At 58.0% G+C, this 20,988-nt stretch carries 16 protein-coding genes, 1 tRNA gene and 1 pseudogene; 11 read left to right on the forward strand and 7 right to left on the reverse strand.

Features of this window, described 5'->3' with window-relative positions; all coding sequences use genetic code 11:
* Positions 1-15 precede the first annotated feature (15 nt).
* A complete protein-coding gene (locus ABDW49_RS18435; RefSeq protein ID WP_343613751.1) occupies positions 16-2,556 on the forward strand; it encodes a TonB-dependent receptor in 2,541 nt (846 codons plus the stop codon).
* Between the two features lie 49 nt (positions 2,557-2,605).
* Here the strand turns inward: ABDW49_RS18435 and ABDW49_RS18440 are convergent, their stop codons facing one another.
* Positions 2,606-2,917 (reverse strand): putative quinol monooxygenase, encoded by a 312-nt coding sequence (locus ABDW49_RS18440; protein ID WP_343613753.1) that lies wholly within the window; start codon positions 2,915-2,917, stop codon positions 2,606-2,608.
* 10 nt (positions 2,918-2,927) lie between these two features.
* Positions 2,928-3,707: an SDR family oxidoreductase gene (locus tag ABDW49_RS18445; RefSeq protein ID WP_343613755.1), complete on the reverse strand. Its 780-nt coding sequence runs from the start codon at positions 3,705-3,707 to the stop codon at positions 2,928-2,930.
* 98 nt (positions 3,708-3,805) lie between these two features.
* Here ABDW49_RS18445 and ABDW49_RS18450 point away from each other — a divergent pair, with 98 nt between their 5' ends.
* The 3 genes from ABDW49_RS18450 to ABDW49_RS18460 all read left to right on the forward strand — a co-directional run bounded on the left by ABDW49_RS18450 (position 3,806) and on the right by ABDW49_RS18460 (position 7,479).
* Positions 3,806-4,729, forward strand: coding sequence for a LysR family transcriptional regulator (locus ABDW49_RS18450; protein ID WP_343613757.1), 924 nt, complete (start codon positions 3,806-3,808; stop codon positions 4,727-4,729).
* Between the two features lie 307 nt (positions 4,730-5,036).
* Positions 5,037-6,722 carry an AIPR family protein gene (locus ABDW49_RS18455; protein ID WP_343613759.1) on the forward strand — a complete coding sequence of 562 codons (1,686 nt, stop codon included), beginning with the start codon at positions 5,037-5,039 and terminating at the stop codon, positions 6,720-6,722.
* A 178-nt stretch (positions 6,723-6,900) separates the two neighbouring features.
* Positions 6,901-7,479 carry a recombinase family protein gene (locus ABDW49_RS18460; protein ID WP_343613761.1) on the forward strand — a complete coding sequence of 193 codons (579 nt, stop codon included), beginning with the start codon at positions 6,901-6,903 and terminating at the stop codon, positions 7,477-7,479.
* A gap of 242 nt (positions 7,480-7,721) precedes the next feature.
* On the opposite strand, the gene ABDW49_RS18465 is transcribed toward ABDW49_RS18460, so the two are convergent.
* The gene (locus ABDW49_RS18465; RefSeq protein ID WP_343613763.1) at positions 7,722-8,417 is read right to left on the reverse strand and encodes a hypothetical protein; all 696 of its coding nucleotides are present in this window, start codon (positions 8,415-8,417) and stop codon (positions 7,722-7,724) included.
* 521 nt (positions 8,418-8,938) lie between these two features.
* Here ABDW49_RS18465 and ABDW49_RS18470 point away from each other — a divergent pair.
* Positions 8,939-9,484 carry a hypothetical protein gene (locus tag ABDW49_RS18470; RefSeq protein WP_343613765.1) on the forward strand — a complete coding sequence of 182 codons (546 nt, stop codon included), beginning with the start codon at positions 8,939-8,941 and terminating at the stop codon, positions 9,482-9,484.
* A 233-nt stretch (positions 9,485-9,717) separates the two neighbouring features.
* Positions 9,718-10,062: a hypothetical protein gene (locus ABDW49_RS18475; RefSeq protein ID WP_343613767.1), complete on the forward strand. Its 345-nt coding sequence runs from the start codon at positions 9,718-9,720 to the stop codon at positions 10,060-10,062.
* Positions 10,063-10,116: 54 nt separating this feature from the next.
* On the opposite strand, the gene ABDW49_RS18480 is transcribed toward ABDW49_RS18475, so the two are convergent.
* The 4 genes from ABDW49_RS18480 to ABDW49_RS18495 form a co-directional block, all read right to left on the reverse strand.
* Complete coding sequence (locus ABDW49_RS18480; RefSeq protein ID WP_343613769.1) at positions 10,117-11,520, reverse strand: hypothetical protein; 1,404 nt, start codon at positions 11,518-11,520, stop codon at positions 10,117-10,119.
* 505 nt (positions 11,521-12,025) lie between these two features.
* Positions 12,026-12,559, reverse strand: a complete 534-nt coding sequence (locus tag ABDW49_RS18485) for a hypothetical protein (protein WP_343613771.1) — start codon at positions 12,557-12,559, stop codon at positions 12,026-12,028.
* Positions 12,560-12,960: 401 nt separating this feature from the next.
* Complete coding sequence (locus ABDW49_RS18490) at positions 12,961-14,106, reverse strand: integrase arm-type DNA-binding domain-containing protein (protein ID WP_343613773.1); 1,146 nt, start codon at positions 14,104-14,106, stop codon at positions 12,961-12,963.
* Between the two features lie 130 nt (positions 14,107-14,236).
* Positions 14,237-14,327, reverse strand: a tRNA-Ser gene (locus tag ABDW49_RS18495).
* A 118-nt stretch (positions 14,328-14,445) separates the two neighbouring features.
* Here ABDW49_RS18495 and ABDW49_RS18500 point away from each other — a divergent pair.
* From ABDW49_RS18500 to eda, 5 genes and pseudogenes are all read left to right on the forward strand, one after another.
* Positions 14,446-15,477: a peptidylprolyl isomerase gene (locus tag ABDW49_RS18500; RefSeq protein ID WP_343613775.1), complete on the forward strand. Its 1,032-nt coding sequence runs from the start codon at positions 14,446-14,448 to the stop codon at positions 15,475-15,477.
* Positions 15,478-15,686: 209 nt separating this feature from the next.
* Positions 15,687-17,129, forward strand: coding sequence for a glucose-6-phosphate dehydrogenase (gene zwf, locus ABDW49_RS18505; protein ID WP_343613777.1), 1,443 nt, complete (start codon positions 15,687-15,689; stop codon positions 17,127-17,129).
* Positions 17,130-17,251: 122 nt separating this feature from the next.
* Positions 17,252-19,079, forward strand: a pseudogene (gene edd, locus ABDW49_RS18510) (phosphogluconate dehydratase).
* 132 nt (positions 19,080-19,211) lie between these two features.
* The gene (locus ABDW49_RS18515) at positions 19,212-20,195 is read left to right on the forward strand and encodes a glucokinase (RefSeq protein WP_343613779.1); all 984 of its coding nucleotides are present in this window, start codon (positions 19,212-19,214) and stop codon (positions 20,193-20,195) included.
* Positions 20,192-20,824 (forward strand): bifunctional 4-hydroxy-2-oxoglutarate aldolase/2-dehydro-3-deoxy-phosphogluconate aldolase, encoded by a 633-nt coding sequence (eda, locus tag ABDW49_RS18520; RefSeq protein WP_343613781.1) that lies wholly within the window; start codon positions 20,192-20,194, stop codon positions 20,822-20,824. Before ABDW49_RS18515 ends, eda begins: the two co-directional genes overlap by 4 nt.
* Positions 20,825-20,988 lie beyond the last annotated feature (164 nt).

Genomic DNA, 20,988 nt, shown 5'->3' on the forward strand with positions numbered 1-20,988 from the left:
GGGTGGGACAGGATCATGATGAACAAGATGGTGTGGCTGGGCGCAAGCTGCCTGGCCGGAAGCGCGCTGGCCGCCATGCCCGCTCTGGCGGCGGGCAAGGCTGCGGCGGATGCCGAGATCGGCGCCTCCTCCATCGTGGTGACCGCGCCGCTGGCCAGCGACACCACCACGCTCTCGCAGGTGCCCGCCAATGCGCAGGTGCTTTCCGGCGATCCGCTCACGCGGCAGAACCATGCCAATCTGGCCGATCTGCTCAACGCCAATCTCGGCTCGATCTCGCTGAGCAACGGCACCGGCAGCCCCTATCAGAGCGACGTTTCCTATCGCGGTTTTCAGGCGACATCCTTGCTTGGCTCGCCCACCGGCCTGTCGGTCTATCTCGACGGGGTGCGGATGAACGAGGCCTTCGGCTCGATCGTCAACTGGGATCTGATCCCGATGAACGCCATCCGGCAGGTGGAAGTGCTCCCCGGCTCCAACCCGCTGTTCGGGCTCAACACTTTGGGCGGCGCGCTGGTGCTGGACACCAAGAATGGCGCCGACAATGGCGGATTGGGCGTGACGATGCAGGCCGGCTCCTTCAACCGCAAGGCGGTGCAGGCCGAGGCTGGCGGCACGCTGGCCAACAAGGCCTTCGACTGGTTCGTCGCGGGCAATTACGATGAGCAGGACGGCTATCGCTGGTACACCAACACGCTGGTCAAGCAGGCCTATGGCAAGCTGCGCTGGCATGGCACATCGGCTCATGCCGAGTTGAGCGCGGTGTGGGCGGACACATCGCTCAACGGCACGCAGGCGCTGCCGCTCTCGATGCTGGGCACGCCGCAGATGGCCTATACCTGGCCCGACAATGTCTCGAACAATCAGGTCATTGTGAACGTCAAGGCCGATGCGCGGCTGGCGTTGAATGTGACGATCAGCGGCAACGTCTATTACCGCCGCTCGAAAGCGCATTCCAGCAACAGCAACGCCAGCAATGACGATGGCTGCGGCCCCGGTGAATCGCGCAACTGCACGGCCGATGCGGTGAACGGCACGGCGCTCGATCTCTACAAGGTCAACCCTTACGCGCAGGGCACCGCCAAATACGCCAATTTCCGGCCCTACACCGGCAGCCTGCCGATCCGCAATTTCGAGGACAACATCAACACCTCCATGGTGCTGTCCGACGTCAATCAGCGGACCTTTGGCGGCAATGCGCTGGTGGATGTCGACGCGCCGCTCTTCGGGCTGAAGAATGATTTCAATCTGGGGGGAAGCTGGGAAACCTCCAGCATCCGCTACAACCAGAACACCTTTCTGGCCTATCTGGTGAACTATCAGACGGTGACGATGCCGTGGAATTTCAAATATGGCAGCACGTCGGGCTTTCAGGGCAATCCGCTGGTGGGCAGCGTGGCAATCGCTTCGCACAACAGCAGCTACAACATCTTTGCCCGCGATATGCTGTCGCTGACCGAGAAGCTGGGCCTCACCGCCTCGGTCAGCTTCACCTCGACGCATGTGTCGCTGGGCGGCACCAACAGCCAGTTTCTCAACGAGGATGGCGGCTTTAGCTGGACCGGCACGGATGGGCTGAAATACTACAATCCGGCCTATATCGGCGCTTCCTACTGGACCACATCGAGCACGCCGGGCGCCGGTTCATCGCTGACCACCGCCAAGGTGCCGAGTGGCGGCGTGGCCGGGCCCGAGGTGTCGCCCGTCACCGGTGCACACACCTATCGCCGCGTGAACCCTTCTGTCGGCCTGGTGTGGAACCCGTTGAAGGAAATCGGGTTTTTCGCCAATTACAGTGAGGCGATGCGCGCCCCCACCGCCATCGAGCTGGCCTGCGCCGATCCGGCCCGCCCCTGCGCCCTTCCCACCGGTTTCAACGGCGACCCCGAGTTGAAGCCCGTCATCGCCCACACCATAGAGGTCGGCGGACGCGGCGCGATCGGGCGGCATATCGGCTGGAACGCCGCCTTTTACCGCACGCGGCTGGACAATGACATCCAGTTCAACTTCGACAGTTCCGGGCTGGGCTATTTCGCCAATGTCGGCAAGACGCGGCGGCAGGGTGTGGAAGTGGGACTGACGGGCGATTTTGCCAAGCTGCATCTGGGCGCCAGCTATGGCCATGTCGCGGCCACCTATCTCTCGGGCTTTACCGATGAGAGCGGCGATACGGTGCGCCCCGGCAACCATATCACCGGCATTCCCTCCGACACGGTCAAGCTGCGGGCGCTTTACACGCCGATCCGGCAGGTGGCGGTCGGGGTCAATCTGATCGCCGTCTCCAGCCAATACGCCCATGGCGACGAGGCCAATCTGAACGGCGCGGTGCCGGGCTATGCGCTGGTCAATCTGGACCTTCATGTCATGCCGGTGGAGCATCTGGAACTCTTCGCCAACATCACCAATCTGTTCGACCGGCACTATGCCACCTTCGGCGTGGTGGGGACCAACATCTACAATGGTCAGGATGAGCAATTCCGCACCCCCGCGCCGGGCCGGGCCTTTATGGTGGGCGTGCGGTACAACTTCGGCCGTAAGGGCGGATCGGAGGATTGATGGATACCGGACGTGAGGGGGCGGGCGAACCCTGACCCCTCATCCAGGGTTATTGGGCCGGGCCGCCTGCCACATGCTTCAGCCGATGCAGGCTGAAATCGGCGAAATAGTCCCCGGCACCAGTCTCGCGAAAGCGCTGCATCGCCGCGCCATCCATATGGGCGCGCCACAAGGGCTCGCTGGCCCAGCTTTCGACAAAAATCAGCACATGCTCATCATCGAGCGACTGATGCAAGGCATAGGACAGGCAGCCCTCCTCCTTCAGCGTCTCGGCGACAAGCTGTTCCTGAGCGGCGCGCAGCGCCCCGGCCATACCCGGCTTCGCCGTGGTGATGGCCAGAATGGTCAGCGGTTCGGCCATGGCCCTCTCCTTACGCGATGGTGTTGACCAGCCCGCCCTCGACCCGCAGCGCCGCGCCATTCGTGGCGGAAGAACGCGGGCTGGCGAGATAGGCGATCAGATTGGCCACCTCATCGGCGTCGATCATCCGGCGCAGGATCGAGCTGGGGCGGTCACTGGCAAAGAATTCGGCCTCCACTTCGGCGATGGGCGCCTCGGGATGCGGCGAGCGGCTGCGCAGGAAGGCCTCGATCCCCGCCGAGCGCGTCGGGCCGGGCAGCACCGAATTGACCGTCACGCCGGTACCGCGCGTCAGTTGCGCCAGACCGCGCGAGACCGAAAGCTGGGCGGTCTTGCTGGTGGCGTAATGGATCATGTCCTCGGGCGTGGCCAAAGCGGATTCGCTGGAGACGAAGATGATGCGGCCCCAGCCTTCGCCCAGCATGGCGGGCAGGTAATGGCGCGAGAGGCGCACGCCACTCAGCACATTGGTTTCCAGCATCGCCATCCAGCCTTCATCGGTGATCTCGGTGAAGGCACGGCTTTCGTAAATGCCCAGATTGTTGACCAGAATATCCACCTTGGGCAGCGCCGCGATGATCGCCCCGGCGCCTGCGGCAGTGGCCGCATCGCCCAGAATGCCCTGCGCCTGCGGGCCGATCGCCTCGACGGCCTCGGCCAGCCTGGCGCTGTCGCGCCCGGTGATGAACACGCGCGCGCCTTCCGCCGCCAGCGCCTGAGCCGCCGCGAGGCCAATGCCTCCGGTGCCCCCGGTGACGAGGGCGGTCTTGTCCTTGATCTGCAGGTCCATGTCGTGTCTCCGGTAAGAGTGTTGGAAACAAGCTAGGCATGGAGGCCCCCTACGACTATTGCCTGCAATGGACAATCATCTGTGAACCACAGGACACAATGACACGCATCGCGATGGAACGGGCCGGCGAGATGGAGGTCTTCGCCCGCGTGGTGGATGAGGGCGGATTTTCCGCCGCCGCCCGCGCGCTGGACCTCACCCCCTCGGCGGTGAGCAAGCTGGTGGCACGGCTGGAGGCGCGGCTGGGCAGCCGGTTGCTCCACCGCACCACCCGCGCCCTGACGCTGACCGACGAGGGCGAGGCCTATTACCGCGCCGCTCTGCCGATCCTGCGCGATCTGGACGATGCGGAGGCGGCGGCGGCCGGTGGCTCGGTACATGGAAGGTTGCGGATCAACGCCACGGTGCCTTTCGGCAACCAGCATGTGGTGCCCGCGATCCTGTCGTTCCGAGCGCTGCATCCGCGCATCGAGATCGAGCTGGCGCTCAGCGATGCGATGGTCGATCTGGTGGCCGAGCGGGTGGATGTGGCGATCCGCATGGGCGACCTGCCCGACAGCAGCCTGATGGCACGCCGCCTTGGGCAGAGCCGCCGCGTGGTCTGCGCCTCACCGGCCTATCTGGCGCAGCGGGGCGTGCCGATGGTGCCGGGCGATCTGGCCGGGCATGACTGCCTGACCTTCAGCTTTCGCCGTGCCCATCCGGTGTGGCCCTTCCGCCGGGACGGGCAGGAGGCGGCGACGGTGGTGGCGGGCGGACTGATCGTCAACAATGGTGAGACGATGAAGCAGATGGCGCTGGCGGGCGCCGGGATTATCCGCGTGGGGCTGTTCCATGTCGCGCGCGACCTGGCCGAGGGCCGTCTGGTGCCGCTGCTGGAGGACTGGAACCCCGGCGATCTGGAGCAGATCCATGCCGTTTATGTGGGCGGCGGCCATGTCCCCAGACGGGTCCGGGCCTTTATCGACCATCTGGCCGCAGAGCTGGCGGATGATCCGGTGCTGCATGGTGGGGGTTTATAGGGGTTGGCCCCTGACAAGGGTGTGTGGCGGAGCGGGAGGGGGCAAAACACATGTATTTTATTGTTATAAATGAGCTATTTGATTTTGCAAAATCATGCCAAAATCACATTTTTCCCCACATCATGAGCCGAGCTTCCCTCCCAAAAGGAAAGGCGGTCCTTGAGCATGTCACTTAGTCAATGCAAAGCGTTGCAATGCGCTTCCTAGGATCATGACGTGAAGCAATATAGATTTTTCAGACTTTTCCTCCTATCGCGTCATCCCATTGGACTGGCCATCTCTAGCGACTGTGAGGATCTGGGGTCTTATGTCAACGACACCGACGCTAACTGACGTTTTAACCTCAATTGACGAACTCGCACAGCGTGGGCGAGTCACCCGCGAGAAAGCGTTTGCGGCTTGGTACGCAATAAATTTCTATTCGGTTGACGAAGATGACGCACTCGAAGCTGCGGCAGCCGACGGCGGGAACGACCAAGGGATCGATCTGGTTTTTGTTGATGAGGCTTCTGAAAGCTTGATGGTGATTCAAGCACATTGCCCCGGAAACACCTCCAAGCCCACCCCTAAGGCTAAATGGGACGCGGTGCTGGCAAGCCTTCCATATATCCGAAATCCATCCGCTCTGCGTGACGCAGGCCGTTCAGATCTTGCTGACATGATTGAAAGCGCGAATAATGATCACCGGGATCTTTCGCTGACGTTAGGGCTGATATCTCTCGGCTTAAATTCAGAAACCATCAATGGAGCAGTATCTGTTTCAAAGAAGTCAGATCAGGAAATATCTTACTTCTACTCCGCACAAGATGAAATTTTGGCGCAATATAAAGCCATAGTTCTTGATGGAGGAGGAGTTTCTGAAGATTATATTGATTTTTCAGCGGATTTTTTCGAGGACCGAGGCGAATACGGCCGGGCTATCGTGGGATCTGTTAGTGCCGCTGAGTTACAAAGATTACACAAAGCTTATCCTCAAGAGCTCTTTGCAGGGAACATTAGACTCTTTCTTGGATCGAGAAAGGGTGGGATCAATGAGCAAATTATCAAAACAGCAAAAGAGCATCCGGGGCTCTTTTGGGCCCTAAATAACGGCATCACAATCGTGGCAGACACGATTGACGAAGAAAAAGATAAAGCGAAAAAAAGAGTTAATTTGAAGCGATTTAGTATCGTGAATGGATGCCAGACAACATCCAGCCTTGTTCATGCGGATGCCCCATCTAGCGCAAAAGTCCTAGTCAGAATTATTGCAGCAAAGCAGAATATTCGCACAGATATTGTTCGATACAATAACTCACAGAATGCCGTTCGCATTTGGAGTGTTCGTTCGGCTGATAATATTCAGAAGTCTTTGCGAAAGGAATTTGAGACAATTGGGGTAAACTATGCTCCAAAGCTCGAAGGAGCTCGGCGCAAGAAAGACCTCAAAATCATAGAGTTAGATAAAGTCGCGCAATTCCTCGCCTCTGGATATCCTGAATATCTTATTCCTGCGATTGCAAATAAGGGTGAGCTTTTCGACGAGCCATACCAAACTATTTTCTTCAAGGGTATTACAGCCAAGGACGTTTACTTGGCTTGGCTGGTCGGGAATATTTCCGAAGCAAAGCGTCAAGAGCTTCAAAATGAGCTCAAGGATGATGACAATTCTGGCTTACTTGGAGTGACAAGCACGTATTGGATAAGCTACACCACCAGAAAGCTTATTGAAAAGAAGAGTGATTTTTCATCAAGTGTCATCTCCTTGGAATGCATGTCGAGGCCAGAATTTTCGTCTGCGTTGAAAAAATATGTAGAATATTCTGCGGAAGCGTTCTGGGATGCCGCCGTAGATGCTTATGAGGATTTCGGCTCATTCAAAAGCGCGCTGCGATCTTCCGCATTTTTCAAGAAAGTGGACAGCAAACTTTCCCTTAGAATTAACAAACTTCTTTCAAAAAGGGAAATTCCGGACCTCAAAAATGTCTGCAAAAGCTCGGGCGGAAAAAAATAATTTCTCCACTCCGACATGAATGAATGGGGTGGACGTTAAACTCCACCCCTTTTCCTTGAGACGGCTCCAAAACCTCCGTTTACGATACAGCCTCAACCGCTGTATCGTAATCTAGCTTAACTCATATTCCGTTACACACCTAAATTCGATACAGAGAATCGATACAAGGATTGTGACGATGAGCCGCGTATTCAGCTATTGCCGGGTTTCCACGCTGGAACAGACCACAGACAATCAGGTTCAGGAAATCCTGTCTGCTGGGTTTGCGGTTGAGCCCAAACGCATCATTGCGGAAACCGTCTCTGGCTCTGTTGCTGCCATGGAGCGCAAAGGCTTTGCCAAGCTGGTAGATCGGCTTGAAGCTGGCGATGTGCTGGTGGTGACGAAGCTGGATCGGCTGGGGCGCAACGCCATTGATGTTAGGCAAACCGTTGAGCGGCTGGCAGCAGACGGCGTGAGGGTTCATTGCTTGGCGCTGGGTGGCGTGGACCTTACCTCCCCAGCCGGGAAAATGACCATGGCTGTTATATCTGCTGTGGCAGAGTTTGAGCGTGACCTTCTGATTGAACGCACCCAATCGGGGCTGGCGAGGGCGAAAGCCGAAGGCAAAGCGCTAGGAAGACCCATGGCGCTTTCGAGAGCCCAACAAGAGGAGATTACGGCAGAACGCGCGAGGGGCGTTTCTCTAGGCGCTCTAGCCCAGCGGTATGGGGTTAGCAGGGCCGCTATTCAACGGGTGGGAAAGCGGGCGTTATAAGCCCCAGCCGCTAAGTCAGCTATCGGGGTGAAATTCGTGCCCCCTCAATGCCGGGAATGTTAAGGTTACCTGACGCTGGAGCTAGTGAACCACTCGTGGCGCCCCATCCGCTTCCGGAGGGGCATGCCCATCGCCCAGATCGTCTTCCATTGGCTCGACGGCAAAACTGGCATCCCTTACGGAGGGCGCTACCAAGATCAGGCGTGTGACCCCTAAGCAGCACAGGTAGCATACCGCGATTGTCAATCTGGGACGCAGAGAAACTCAGGCATTTCAAGCCAGAAAGCCTTAACGGTCCCGGACAGCTCGTGGAACATGCTTTCATCGACAGCAAGCCAAGTATGGTCTGGTGTGCTGGAGACACTTGTTGCGGGCGAGATCGGACAAGGATCAATAAGATACTGCGGGGCATGCTTGGCAAGCTCGGTAACACTGCGGCCATTGCCATGCTTGTAAACGTTGACCACCAAATGCAAACTTTTTAACTTTGCGAAGAATGGCTCTGAAGACAAATTCCAGCCAAACCTTTCCATAAGCGATACCAAATTATCAAAATCAGCTCTTATAATTTTGTTATTGATCCAAGAATTTTTCTTAAAAGCTCTGAGCTCGACACAAAGGAAGTCTTTTATCTCCTTTTCCCATTGATGGTATGTGCCCGCAAGCACCCCCATATAGACGCTATCACGAACGTCCGCCAAAATACGATAATTTTCCGAACCCACAAGCAGGCAAACTTTAAAAAGCTCTTGTTCGGTGACTTCTTTTAACTCGCTTCGATTGCGTTCAAAAAGGCCCTTGAAGATAGCGCTACTTTCTTCCGCGATATCATTAAATTGAGGGAATACCCGCCGAACACATTCTCTAACAAAACTGTCGTGACGGTCATTGCGAAGTGATCTCTCGACGTCGGAAAACACGATGGTTTGCGCGGGCATAAACAGAACCTTTGATCTGTAGAGGAGCATCGTACCCATGCTCTCAGTGTATCGAGGGTGGCGCACGGCACAATCCACCATCAGTGGGGCAGTCTGCCATATGTTTGCGCAACGTGTCAGAGCTGTGCCAAGCGTTGCCCCTGCGCAGGAGGTTACCCGTGGCGGCAACGTATGACTGCCCTATCGCTGCTTTGTTGTCGCATACAGTTAGGCCCCATTTGCACCCGGTGGCCAGATAGCTGCCCTTGCAGCGCAACACAGATCAAATCTAGAACACACGCCTTCACCGAAAGGCTTTACCTTCGCCCCCCATTTTGCAATGACGAACTTGCAGTGCGGTGAGTCCCGGCTGTGAGGCGTCGTAACCTCTTGAAGCGTAGCTCGGTCCAGTTTTCTGGGCCGGGTGGCTGCTGCGTATGTCCAAGCGCTTGCTAAAGGTAGCAGCGCCTCGGGCTACGCACGGGGTTACGAACACCCGGCTTAGGGCTGGGACATCGCCTCCAACACGAATGGGGGCATAAATGACAACTATCATTGCGATATTTATTGTCTTTTCAGCGATTGCCATCATGCAAATCGCCAAAGCTAATTCCGTTGAAAAAGCGATGCGAGAGATAAACGGGTTCAACCCTTCTCACATCTTTTCCGGAACACATGGCGGTGCAGCCGTTGCCATAGATCCATCTGGCAAAAAGGTATGCTTCATGGAAAGCTCAAAATCTCATAAATTGTTTAATTACAATGATATAGTTTCCGTTGAGGTGGAGAAGAATGGCTTATCCGTAACGAAAGTGAACCGAGGGAGCCAAGTGGGCCGCGTTGCTTTAGGCGGCTTGCTTCTAGGACCTGTAGGGCTTCTCATGGGCGGTGTCACAGCATCACGGAGAAGTGAAGAGAAGATAAAATCTATTTCTCTCAAGGTCTACACCACTAATATGTCATCGCCGGTGAAAACAATACACTTTTACAAAAGTCATTCCGGCGCTGATCTAAACAACTTTACGGTTAAGCAGGCCATGTCTCTCTTAGATTCGTGGCACGGGCGCTTTCTCGCAATCATAGACTGATTTTCAAAGACGAAGTCTGATTTCACTCAATGAAAGCGCCAGAGAAATCCATACAAATTCAACAAAAAATCAAAACCTCAATCCTCACATGATTAGGTGTAGGGTGGGGGTGTCTGAAATTCATTGTTTGCTTAATTATTGTAAATAAGCACAGAAACTCGATTTATTTCATTTAACTTACAATGAATATTTCCGCATCGAATTCTCAAGCGCATTTTGGGGATGTTTAGCATATGAAGAAGCGTTCATTCTTGCTGTATTCCGCGATATTTATAGCCGGAAGCTCCAATATGGCTTTGGCAGACACGTACAAAAAAGTGTGGGAGAATCGGCAGATTGAAGAAATTAATTCTACAAAAAGCATGCTTGATCTGGAATGGTGCATCGCCAATTCGCTAACTGACTTTGGCGCACCAAACGTCTTCCATGGCGAAGGAAAAGTATCAATTTCAAATTTTTCAGGATTAATTGCATTTAACTCTATTGAGTTAAATGAATTAGGCGATCATAGGTTGATTAAATTGGTGCGCATTCAGCAGAAAAAGACGCGAGAGCAAATAACGAACTGTGTCAAATAACCCCTTTGAAAAAGAAAGACGGCCCGAAAGCCGTCTGTTCCTAGCATCGCTCGCTCAAGCCCCCTTTACTGAAAGGGCAGGATACACCCCCACCTCTTCCTTGAAGGCTTCTCTCAGCACTTGTTCCGCCACTTTCGCCTTGCTGACCGGCACAATGATAGAGTCATGCACGGGATATGCCGGTATCCCATGATCCCTTGCCAGCCGCAGCATGGTTTTCACGATGATACATGACTCGATGTATTGCAGATCGCCCCAACGGATCGGACAGAAGGGCCATTTGGCAAGGACAGGAAAGCGAGCCAAAACAGCCTCTTCCACTTTTTTAATGGGGTAATCCTTCCTCAGATTGCGCCTCGGGAAGGCCTCTGCATACTTTTCAACATCCTTGTCCATCCATCCTGTGTGAAAACAGGTGTGACCCATCGTTTTGGTGAACCACATTTTTATGACCAGCCGGGGAATGGCGTCAAACCCGTAAGGGTCAACATCCTCCGCTATCGACTGATGCAGCAGCGCCATTAATATCCTTGGATGGCTGCCAGAAATGTCGATTTCAGCTGTGGCTTCCTTGTTTATCAGGAGGTTCTTCCGCTCCTTGCGTGTCGGATCATCGGGCTTCCTACCTGCAAACCCCTGATAACCCCCGTCAAAAGGATAAAGCCTCCCGCCTTTCTGGTAGTTATGGTCTGGGGTATCTCCGCAACTGAAAACCCGGCGAAAGCCCCCGCAACAAGATGTTTCATCAGGATCACCAGCATAAGTTAGACTGTGCGCCGAAAGAAAGGAGTTTATCTCTTTAATGTCAGATATATAACCTTTAACGAGGTGGTGTTTTCGATGAACCCTCATCACCTCCCCCTTAATCTTAGCCCCGCGTTGATAGGGCGTTTCTCCCTCCTTGAAAGTGGAGGATGCCCTAAGCAGGATTGGGAATGGCGGCTTAGAAGGCTGATCAGTCTCCCGAAAGTGGGATATATCACCGCCCTTGACCCCATGCTTTTCCGCGAGAGCCAGGAATGATGGTGTCAATCTGATGCGGCGAGCTTTGCTGTCATCAAACCGATTTTGAAAATCAGTTTGTTCTATATATTCAGATGATTCTAAAAACCCAATGACATTCCGGAATGAGCTTTCACCAATCAGTTCATCGGTAAAGCTATCACGCTTCCGAGAGCGATAGGCCCATCCTTCATCATTATCAGCTTGAGCTATCAGCAATTCAGAACATATTATCCCCAAAGCCTCTTTAAAAAGAGTATCTGTTTTATTTTTGTTTAATTTTCTTAACTGAATTTCAGTCCATAAATGATCAATCAATGATCTTGCTTGGATTGATTCTGGCATAAACCTCAATAAGAGATAAAAAGCACCCTTGTTGAATTCAAACAAGCCACGTTCTTGATACAGATGATTAATATATCTTTGAAATTTTTCTTTATTTTCTTTTTCTTTCATAACTTATTTCCATAATAATATTTCCTCTTAAAGAGAGAGGGAGGGAGAGAAGGCAAGGAAGAAGGGAAGGGAAAGAAAGGAAAAGATATATTACGTAGACCGGATTTGAATTCCGTCTTTTCATTACAATGCCCTGACACCTTGATTGCGCTGAAAACTAACTCATCTTGACCTCCTTTCGAGACGCAGGCCTCCCCACAGCCGGACTGGGTCAGTCTGCCAGAAGGAATACCTCTAATTTCAATTTTAAGCCCTTCTCAGAAGGGAAATGGCTTTTTGGCTACCCAAGTAGCCCAAGGCACACGCAAGCGCTCAGAAGGCCTCCTGAGGGAAACCTTCATACAGACCGATAACGATGTGGGATAACCTCCAGCCCCAAGGGCGTGAGATGGATGCCCTATAGGCAGTATTGAAGTGAGAGGCAACATTTAAGGATTAGGGTATGCCTCCGATCAGCAAGGCGGGCCCTGCCCTGCCAATCATAGGTTGATCAACGCCAACATGCTCATTTACTGACGACGGAACACTCCCGCCAGAATTCCAAGCAAGCATCGATAAATTCGAGAACGTCCGTTGCCGATGGCGTGATGACGTTCACACGTACATCAAGAAGAGTACCCTCCGGCAGGGATGGCAAATAGCGGCCTTCGTATTTGACGAGCTTCGACAACGAAGGTCGCATAGGGCTTGCAAGCAACTCACACAGTTCAATCATCTCACTGATTTTTGCAGAAGACTCCCAGCCCAAAGCCGCCATCGCCTCTATGACAGAGTCGAGGCCAGCGGAATGCCCATCGATCCCAAGGGCGGGGGCAATGTCCAGCTCAAAGACCCTACCCAAATGATCCGAATGCCTAACATTGAGGGCTTGGATTGTTCCGACATTCAAAGACCTGTATTTTTCAAAATACCCCTCATCGTAATGCTCGATCAACGCCGATGATTGCTGATAGAAACCCCTAAACTCCTCCAAACCAGCAATAATCTGATTCAAATCACCCCGAGAAACGACAGGCTTGTTAGAACGCGCAGCAGTCATGTCACGCAACCTTCCGCAAAGCTTCAATCCAGCGGTCAACATCCTCTTCTATCCAACGGATAGTCGAAGGCGATAGGATTACCGGCTTCGGAAACTCCGGAAACTTCTTGCGATAGCGCCAGATGGTAGCTCTCGACAGGCCAGTGCGAGCCATAAATTTTGATGTAGTAATCATAGTCATTTGGTCCTCCTTTTACTTGAGTGGGACCCATATGAGCTATGAAATTTGGCTCCGCAACCCCACCACCCCCGCACTTTATATAGATTGTCTTCTAAATTGACTTATAGAAGTATGAAGAGGGGTATAAACAGGAAGATGATGATTTTTTCCTCTTTAAATCAGTAATTTACTCGTTGAATTTTTTGCAAGTATTCGGCAAAAAGCAGTTCTGGTTTCAAATTTATTTTTCGCACGCGTCTGCCCACGCTTGCATCATAGGTTTTCGCTGCTCAAGGAAGTCCGTGCGACGGTATGCGGCCTCGGTTTGATCCTTCACGACGTGCGCCAAGGCCGACTCGGCCCAATCTCGGGAATAACCTTCCTCAGCAGCCCAATCCCGAAACGATGACCGAAATCCATGAACGGTGAACCCGTCGCCACCATTTGCCTTCAAAACCTTGCCCAAGGTCATATCCGACATGATTTTTCCCTTCATGCCGGGAAACAGCAGAGCATCGGCGTCTGAACCAATTCTGTTGAAAGCCGCCTCCACGATAGCCTGCGCAGCTGAAGACAACGGCACCCGATGCAATCGCCGCTTTTTCATCCTCTCAGCAGCCACAACCCAGACACCAGCCTCAAGGTCAAACTCCCCCCTTCGGGCTCCCCGCACTTCCTGCGACCTTGCTGCTGTCAAAATAGCAAACAGAAGGGCATCACGCCCCACGGTCGTTTTCGCTGCCCTCATGGCTGAGACAAACGCTGGAACCTGCTTATATGGCATCGCAGGGAAGTTGCCCTTTGCCTTTTGCTTGATCGGTTTCAACAACGTCGAAAGGGCACGTTCCGGTGCCTCACGGTCACGCCACCCCTTAGCCTGAGCATGGTCCAAGATCGTGGCGATACGCTGACGCACCCGACGCGCCGTTTCAGATTTGGTTTTCCAGATGGGCTTAAGAGCTTCGGCAATGTCGGGAGCATCCACTTTGCCCACAACCAAATCCCCAAGTGTGGGGTAGGCGTAAGTTTTGAGGGTCGAGCGCCATTGCTTCTGATGTTTGACGTTGCTCAGGGAAGGCAGAGCATGATCCAAATAGGACTCAGCCGCCTCCTTGAATGTCATAGAGGCAATTTTAAGCTTTTTAGCTTCAACCTTCAGGTCAACTCCGTCTCTTGCTGCCTTACGCTCAATGCGCGCCTTTTCTCGGGCCTCAGCAAGTGACACGTGATCCAGTGAGCCAAGGCCGATATCTTTGCGCTTACCATCAACCTGCACCCTAAGAATCCAAGATTTGGCTCCTGAGGCGCTGACTCGCAACAGCAGCCCATTCCCATCCGAATGGCTGCCGGGCTTGGCGTTCCGAACTTGCAATTGAGTTAAGGCCATACCCACATCCTTCCCCACACTAAGGAGGCAATTATGTGGGTTGGGTTGGTGCCCTCTGCAACAGGGGTTTTAGCAAAACCCTTGTATTTTAGGCGTTTGAGACTGAATGAATCAGACTGAAACGGTCAGATGGCGGAGCGGGAGGGATTCGAACCCTCGATACGCTTTTGGCGTATACTCACTTTCCAGGCGAGCGCCTTCGACCACTCGGCCACCGCTCCGCATACCTGTAAGGTCCGCCGCCCTAGCGATTGTCTTTGGGCAGCGCAAGCCTTCCTCTGCGCTTCCTGTTCATTCATCGATCTTGCCTGCGAAAGACGCCGGGGGCAGAGTAACAACATGCCTTTCAACACCATGCCCCGCCGCCTTTCGCTGACCGCCCTCGCCATGCTGGGCGCCCTGATCCCGGCGCTGCCGGGTCAGGCAGCCCCCGCCGCGCCGCCACCTGCGGCCAAGGCCCTCAGCGCGGGCGATATCGTCAAGGCCGCGCCCGCCGGTGACTGGGTGGCGATTGCCCCGCAGGATTTGCTGGTGATGGCGCTGGCGCCCGATGCCAAGGGGCACCCGAGGCAGGTGGTGATCCAACTGATCCCCGCGCCTTTCTCGCAAGGCTGGGTGGGCAATCTGCGCAAGCTGGCCGCCGCTCATTGGTGGGACGGGCTCTCGGTCTATCGCGTGCAGGACAATTGGGTCGCGCAATGGGGCGATGGCGACAATGAGGACAAAGTGAAGGCCCGACCTCTGCCCGCAGATTTGGCGAAGGTGGATGAAAGGGAGTATGAACTCCACGGATCTGTCCGGAAAGTTTGCGACCAAGATAATTGCATCGCAGGCGTGGAACCGATGGACTGGTGGAGCCAATCGCTCCGTTTCGACCCTTATCTTTTCGAGGGGGGAGCAGGCCAGGTCGGCTTCGGCAAGGGCTGGCCAATGGGGACGAATGCCAGGACCAGTTGGCCCATCCACTGCTACGGCACCGTCGGCGTTGCGCGCGATCTCTCGCCCGACACCGGGAGCGGCGCCGAACTCTATGCCGTGATCGGCCAGCCGCCGCGCATGCTGGATCGCAACATCGCGGTGGTCGGCCGGGTGATCGAGGGCATCGAGCATCTCTCCTCCCTGCCCCGCGCGCCGGGCAATGGCGTCTATAAGGACACCGCCGACCGCACGCCGATCCTCTCGATACGCCTGGCCAGCGATCTGCCTGCCGAGCAGCAGCCGCATTTCGAATATCTCTCAACGCAAAGCGCCAGCTTCGCCCGCTATGCCGATCTGCGCGCGCACCGGCATGACGATTTCATCAAGGTGGCCGCCACCAGCGCCGACATCTGCTCGATCCCGATGCCCATCCGCCGCCATCCCGCAAGCTGACGGCATTCTCCACCGCTCCGCAGCTTACCGCGTTGCGCAAAAGCCCCGCCTCACGCATTAAAATTCGTATTCAACGCTCAGGCTTGTCATCGTGCATACGTGCCCGCATGCTGGCATGCATGGGCCCGCACTGATAGAAGGCGGCCCGCCATCCTGTCGGCATGCGGGGCCAACCCGCTGTAAGACTACGATTCGCAAAGGGACTATGCATGAGCTTTACCGCAGACCGCCTGCTGCTGTTCGGCGCCACCGGCGACCTGTCGCAGCGGATGCTGCTGCCCTCGCTCTGCGCGCTGCACGCCGACCGTCTGGTCTCCGACAAGCTGCAGATCGTCTGCACCGCGCGCTCCGAGATGGACGACACGTCCTTCCGTGACTTTGCCGCGCAGGCGCTGGACAAATTCCTGCCCGAGCATCGCAAGGGCGCCATCCCCAGCTTCCTCGAACGGCTCTATTACCAGCCGCTCGACGCGAATGACACCAGCCACTTCCACGCGCTGGCCGAAAAGGTCGGCACGGTGGAGAACGGTCTGGCGATCTTCCTCTCGACCGCGCCCAGCCTGTTCGAGCCGACCATCGCGGGCCTCGTCGCCAGCGGTCTGGCCAACGAACGCAGCCGCATCGGTCTGGAAAAGCCGCTGGGGATCGACCTGCCCTCCTCCAAGGTGGTGAACGATGCCGTCGCCGGCGCCTTCACCGAGGATCGCATCTTCCGCATCGACCACTACCTGGGCAAGGAAACCGTGCAGAACCTGATGGCCCTGCGCTTCGCCAACATCCTGTTCGAGCCGCTGTGGAACGCCACCCATATCGACCATGTGCAGATCACCGTGGCCGAAACCGTGGGCCTGGAAGGCCGCGGCGGCTACTACGACGGCGCGGGCGCGCTGCGCGACATGGTGCAGAACCATCTGCTGCAGCTGCTCTGCCTGGTGGCCATGGAGCCTCCCGCCCGCTTCGACCCCGTCGATGTGCGCGACGAGAAGGTCAAGGTGCTCAACTCGCTGCGCAAGGTCACGCCGGGCGATATCGTCACCGGCCAGTATGTGGCGGGCGCCATCGCGGGCGGCAGCGTGCCGGGCTATATCGACGAATTGCAGAAGCCTTCGGAGACGCGGAAACCTTCGTCGCCCTGCGCCTGGATCATCGACAACTGGCGCTGGACGGGCGTGCCGTTCTACCTGCGCACCGGCAAGCGCATGCCCAAGCGCACCACCGAGATCGTCGTGCAGTTCCGCCCCGTGCCCCATTCGATGTTCGCCCAGCGCGGCGCGGTGGCCAAGCCCAACCGTCTGGTCATCGGCATCCAGCCCGAAGAGAACATCACGCTGGATCTGATGACCAAGGTGCCCGGCCTCGATCGCGGCGGCATCCGCCTGCGCGAGGTGCCTCTGGACATCCGCATGCCCGATGCTTTCGCCGGCCCCACCAAGCGCATCGCTTACGAGCGCCTGCTGCTCGACCTGATCGAGGGCGACCAGACGCTCTTCGTGCGCCGCGACGAGGTGGAAGCCCAGTGGACCTGGGTGGACAACATCCGCGCCTGCTGGACCGACAATGAGATCACCCCGCAGCCCTATCCGGCGGGCAGTTGGGGCCCCACCTCCGCCATCGCGCTCGCCGCGAAGGACAGCGTTACGTGGCATGAGTAAGGGTATGGGCAAGCCATAAGGCTTGCCCACCCTCGCCAGGAACAATCCGGGCCCCGGCCCGCTCCATATCCACAAGCGCGGGTTCGCCAGAGCCCCGCTTTCTTGTGCAGAGTAGACCCACCATGGCCCAGCTTCACTCCACCATCGAGCGCGTCACCGCGCGCATCATCGAACGGTCCAAGCCGGGCCGCACGCGCTACCTCGACATGATCCGCGCCGAGGCCGACCGCCATGGCGAGCGCAACAGCTTCTTCGGCTGCTCCAACCTGGCGCACACCTATGCCGGGGCCGAGGGCGACCAGAAGACCATGGCCTTCACCAAGGCGCCCAATCTGGCCATCGTTTCCGCCTACAACGACATGCTCTCGGCGCACCAGCCCTTCGGGCGCTACCCCGATGCCATGAAGATCTAGGCCCGCGAGATCGGCGCCGCCGCGCAGGTCGCCGGCGGCGTGCCGGCCATGTGCGACGGCGTGACCCAGGGCGAGCCGGGCATGGAACTGTCGCTGGCCAGCCGCGACGTGATCGCCATGTCCACCGCCATCGCGCTGTCTCACAACATGTTCGACGGCAGCGCTGTGCCTGGGCGTTTGCGACAAGATCGTGCCGGGCCTGCTGATCGGCTCGCTGCGCTTCGGCCACCTGCCCACCGTGTTCGTCCCGGCCGGCCCGATGCCGACCGGCATCTCCAACAAGGAAAAGGCCGCGGTGCGCCAGCTGTTCGCCGAGGGCAAGGCCACCCGCGAGGAGCTGCTGGCCTCGGAAATGGCCTCCTACCATGCGCCGGGCACCTGCACCTTCTATGGCACCGCCAATACCAACCAGTTGCTGGTGGAGGTGATGGGCCTGCACCTGCCCGGCGCCTCCTTCGTCAACCCGAACACGCCGCTGCGCGACGAGCTGACCCGCGCCGCCGGCCACCGCCTGGCCGCCATCGGCAGGAGCGGCAACAGCTACCGCCCGATGGCGGAGATCGTCGACGAGAAGGCCATCGTCAACTCGGTGGTGGCGCTGCTGGCCACCGGCGGCTCGACCAACCACACCCTGCACCTGCTGGCGATCGCCCAGGCGGCGGGCATCCAGTTGACCTGGCAGGACATGGCCGAGCTGTCCCATGTGGTGCCGACCCTGGCGCGCATCTATCCCAACGGCCAGGCCGACATCAACCACTTCCAGGCGGCCGGCGGCATGTCCTTCCTGATCCGCCAACTGCTCGACGGCGGGCTGCTTCACGAGGACGTACAGACCGTCGCCGGCCCCGGCCTGCGCCGCTACACCCGCGAGCCGTTCCTCGAGGATGGCCGGCTGGTCTGGCGCGAAGGGCCGGAACGGAGTCTCGACGAAGCCATCCTGCGTCCGCTGGACAAGCCGTTCTCCGCCGAAGGCGGCTTGCGCCTGATGGAGGGCAACCTCGGTCGCGGCGTGATGAAGGTCTCGGCGGTGGCGCCGGAACACCAGGTGGTCGAGGCGCCGGTACGGATCTTCCACGACCAGGCCAGCCTGGCCGCGGCCTTCAAGGCCGGCGAGCTGGAGCGCGACCTGGTCGCCGTGGTGCGTTTCCAGGGCCCGCGGGCCAACGGCATGCCGGAGCTGCACAAGCTCACGCCGTTCCTCGGGGTCCTGCAGGACCGTGGCTTCAAGGTGGCGCTGGTCACCGACGGGCGCATGTCCGGGGCGTCGGGCAAGGTGCCCGCGGCCATCCACGTGACGCCCGAAGCGCTGGCAGACATCGCCGGCGGCCCGCTGGCCCACCTGCGCGACGGCGACGGGGTGCGCCTCTGCGCCGAAACCGGCGCGCTGGAGGTGCTGACCGACATCAGCGGGCGTGAGCCCGCCGCCGCCCCGCCCCCCGTCATGGGCGTGGGGCGTGAGCTGTTCGCCATGTTCCGCCTGGGCGCCGATGGCGCCGAGCAGGGCGGTTCGGCGATGCTGGCGCTGGCGGGGCTCTGACGCCAGGCGGCTGTCACACAGCCTTCACGGGAAACCGCTTGATGCTGCGATGCGACAGGAAAATATCCCCGTCGCATCGCAGTTGCAAAAAATCGGTTCCCACTTCGAGATGATGCTTTAGACGAGGCCCCCATGGACATTGTTTCGGTCGATATCGGCGGCACCCACGCACGCTTCACGATTGCCAATCTGGGCGATGACGGCAAGGTGACGCTGGGCAAGGTGGAAACGCTCCACACCAAGGACCATGCCAGCTTCGAATCGGCATGGGCTCATTTTGCCGAAATCAACGGGGGCGCCCTGCCCCGCGCGGCGGCTCTGGCGATTGCCGGGCCGATCAACAGCGATTCGATCAAATTCACCAACAACCCCTGGGTGATCTATCCCGGCCAGTTGCATGACCGGCTGGGCGTCGATGCCGTCACGCTGGTCAATGATTTCGGCGCGGTGGCCCATGCGGTGGCCCATGCGGGTCCTGAATATTTCACGCATCTGTCGGGCCCCGACGTGCCGCTGCCCGAGAAGGGCACGATCAGCATCCCCGGCCCCGGCACCGGCCTTGGCGTGGCGCAACTGTGGCGCGACGGCCCCGGCAGCTATCACGTGCAGGCCACCGAAGGCGGCCATATCGACTTCGCCCCGCTCGACGCCATCGACGATGCGCTGCTGGCCCGTCTGCGCCAGCGCCACCGCCGCGTCAGCGTGGAGCGTGTCGTCTCGGGCCCGGCCATCGTCGACATCTATGAGACGCTGGCGGTGCTCGAAGGCAAACCGATCACGCCGCTGGACGACCGCACGATCTGGACCCTGGGCACCGACCCCGAAAAGCGCCGCGAGAACGTGCTCTGCGCCACCGCCGTCGACCGCTTCTGCCTCTCGCTGGGCAGCGCGGCGGGCGATTATGCGCTGGTGCATGGCGCGGTGGCCGTGGTGATCGCGGGCGGGCTTGGCCTGCGCATCTGCGACACGCTGGTGGCCAGCGGCTTCGGCGACCGTTTCCGCGCCAAGGGGCGCTTTGAAAATCTGATGGCGGGCCTGCCGGTCAAGCTCATCACCCATCCGCAGCCGGGCCTGCTGGGCGCGGCCGCAGCCTTCCAGAAGGAACATGTCCGATGACCATCGCGATCGAAACCATCATGCGTACCGCCCCGGTGATTCCGGTGCTGGTCATTGAAGACATCGCCCATGCCCTGCCGGTCGCCGAAGCGCTGGTCGAAGGCGGCCTGAAAGTTCTGGAGGTGACGCTGCGCACCCCCTGCGCTCTGGACGCCATCAAGGTGATGAAGCAGGTCCCCGGCGCCATCGTCGGCGCGGGCACGGTGCTCAATCCGCGCGATCTGCAGGCCTCGATCGACGCCGGCAGCGAATTCATCGTCTCGCCGGGCCTGACCCCCGCGCTGGGCGAAGCCGCCGTCAAGGCCGATATCCCCTTCCTGCCCGGCACCGCCAACGCTGCCGACATCATGCTGGGCATGGATCTGGGCCTGTCGCGCTTCAAGTTCTTCCCGGCCGAAGCCAATGGCGGCATTCCCGCCCTCAAGGCCATTGCCGCGCCTTTCGGCAGCGCGCGCTTCTGCCCCACCGGCGGCATCACCCTGGCCACCGCGCCCAACTATCTGGCGCTTGAGGCCGTGCTGTGCGTCGGCGGTAGCTGGATGCTGCCCAAGAGCGTGTTCGACGGCACCAAGGTCGATACGGCCGCGATTGTTGCCGGCGCCCGCGCCGCTGCGGCTCTCAAAGCCTAAGCCTCACAGGGCCTGACCCCCATCCTTTCCGTCACCACCATAGCCAGGGGCCTGCCGCCACGGCGGGCCCTTCATTCAGGGGTTGCGGGCGATCTCGCCCCGGATCGCGCGACAACACCTTCCAGCGCCTTTGCGAAGCGCGCATCTTTCACCCTCCCCAGCGG

It is taken from the genome of Novosphingobium sp., from assembly GCF_039595395.1.
Classification (GTDB): domain Bacteria; phylum Pseudomonadota; class Alphaproteobacteria; order Sphingomonadales; family Sphingomonadaceae; genus Novosphingobium.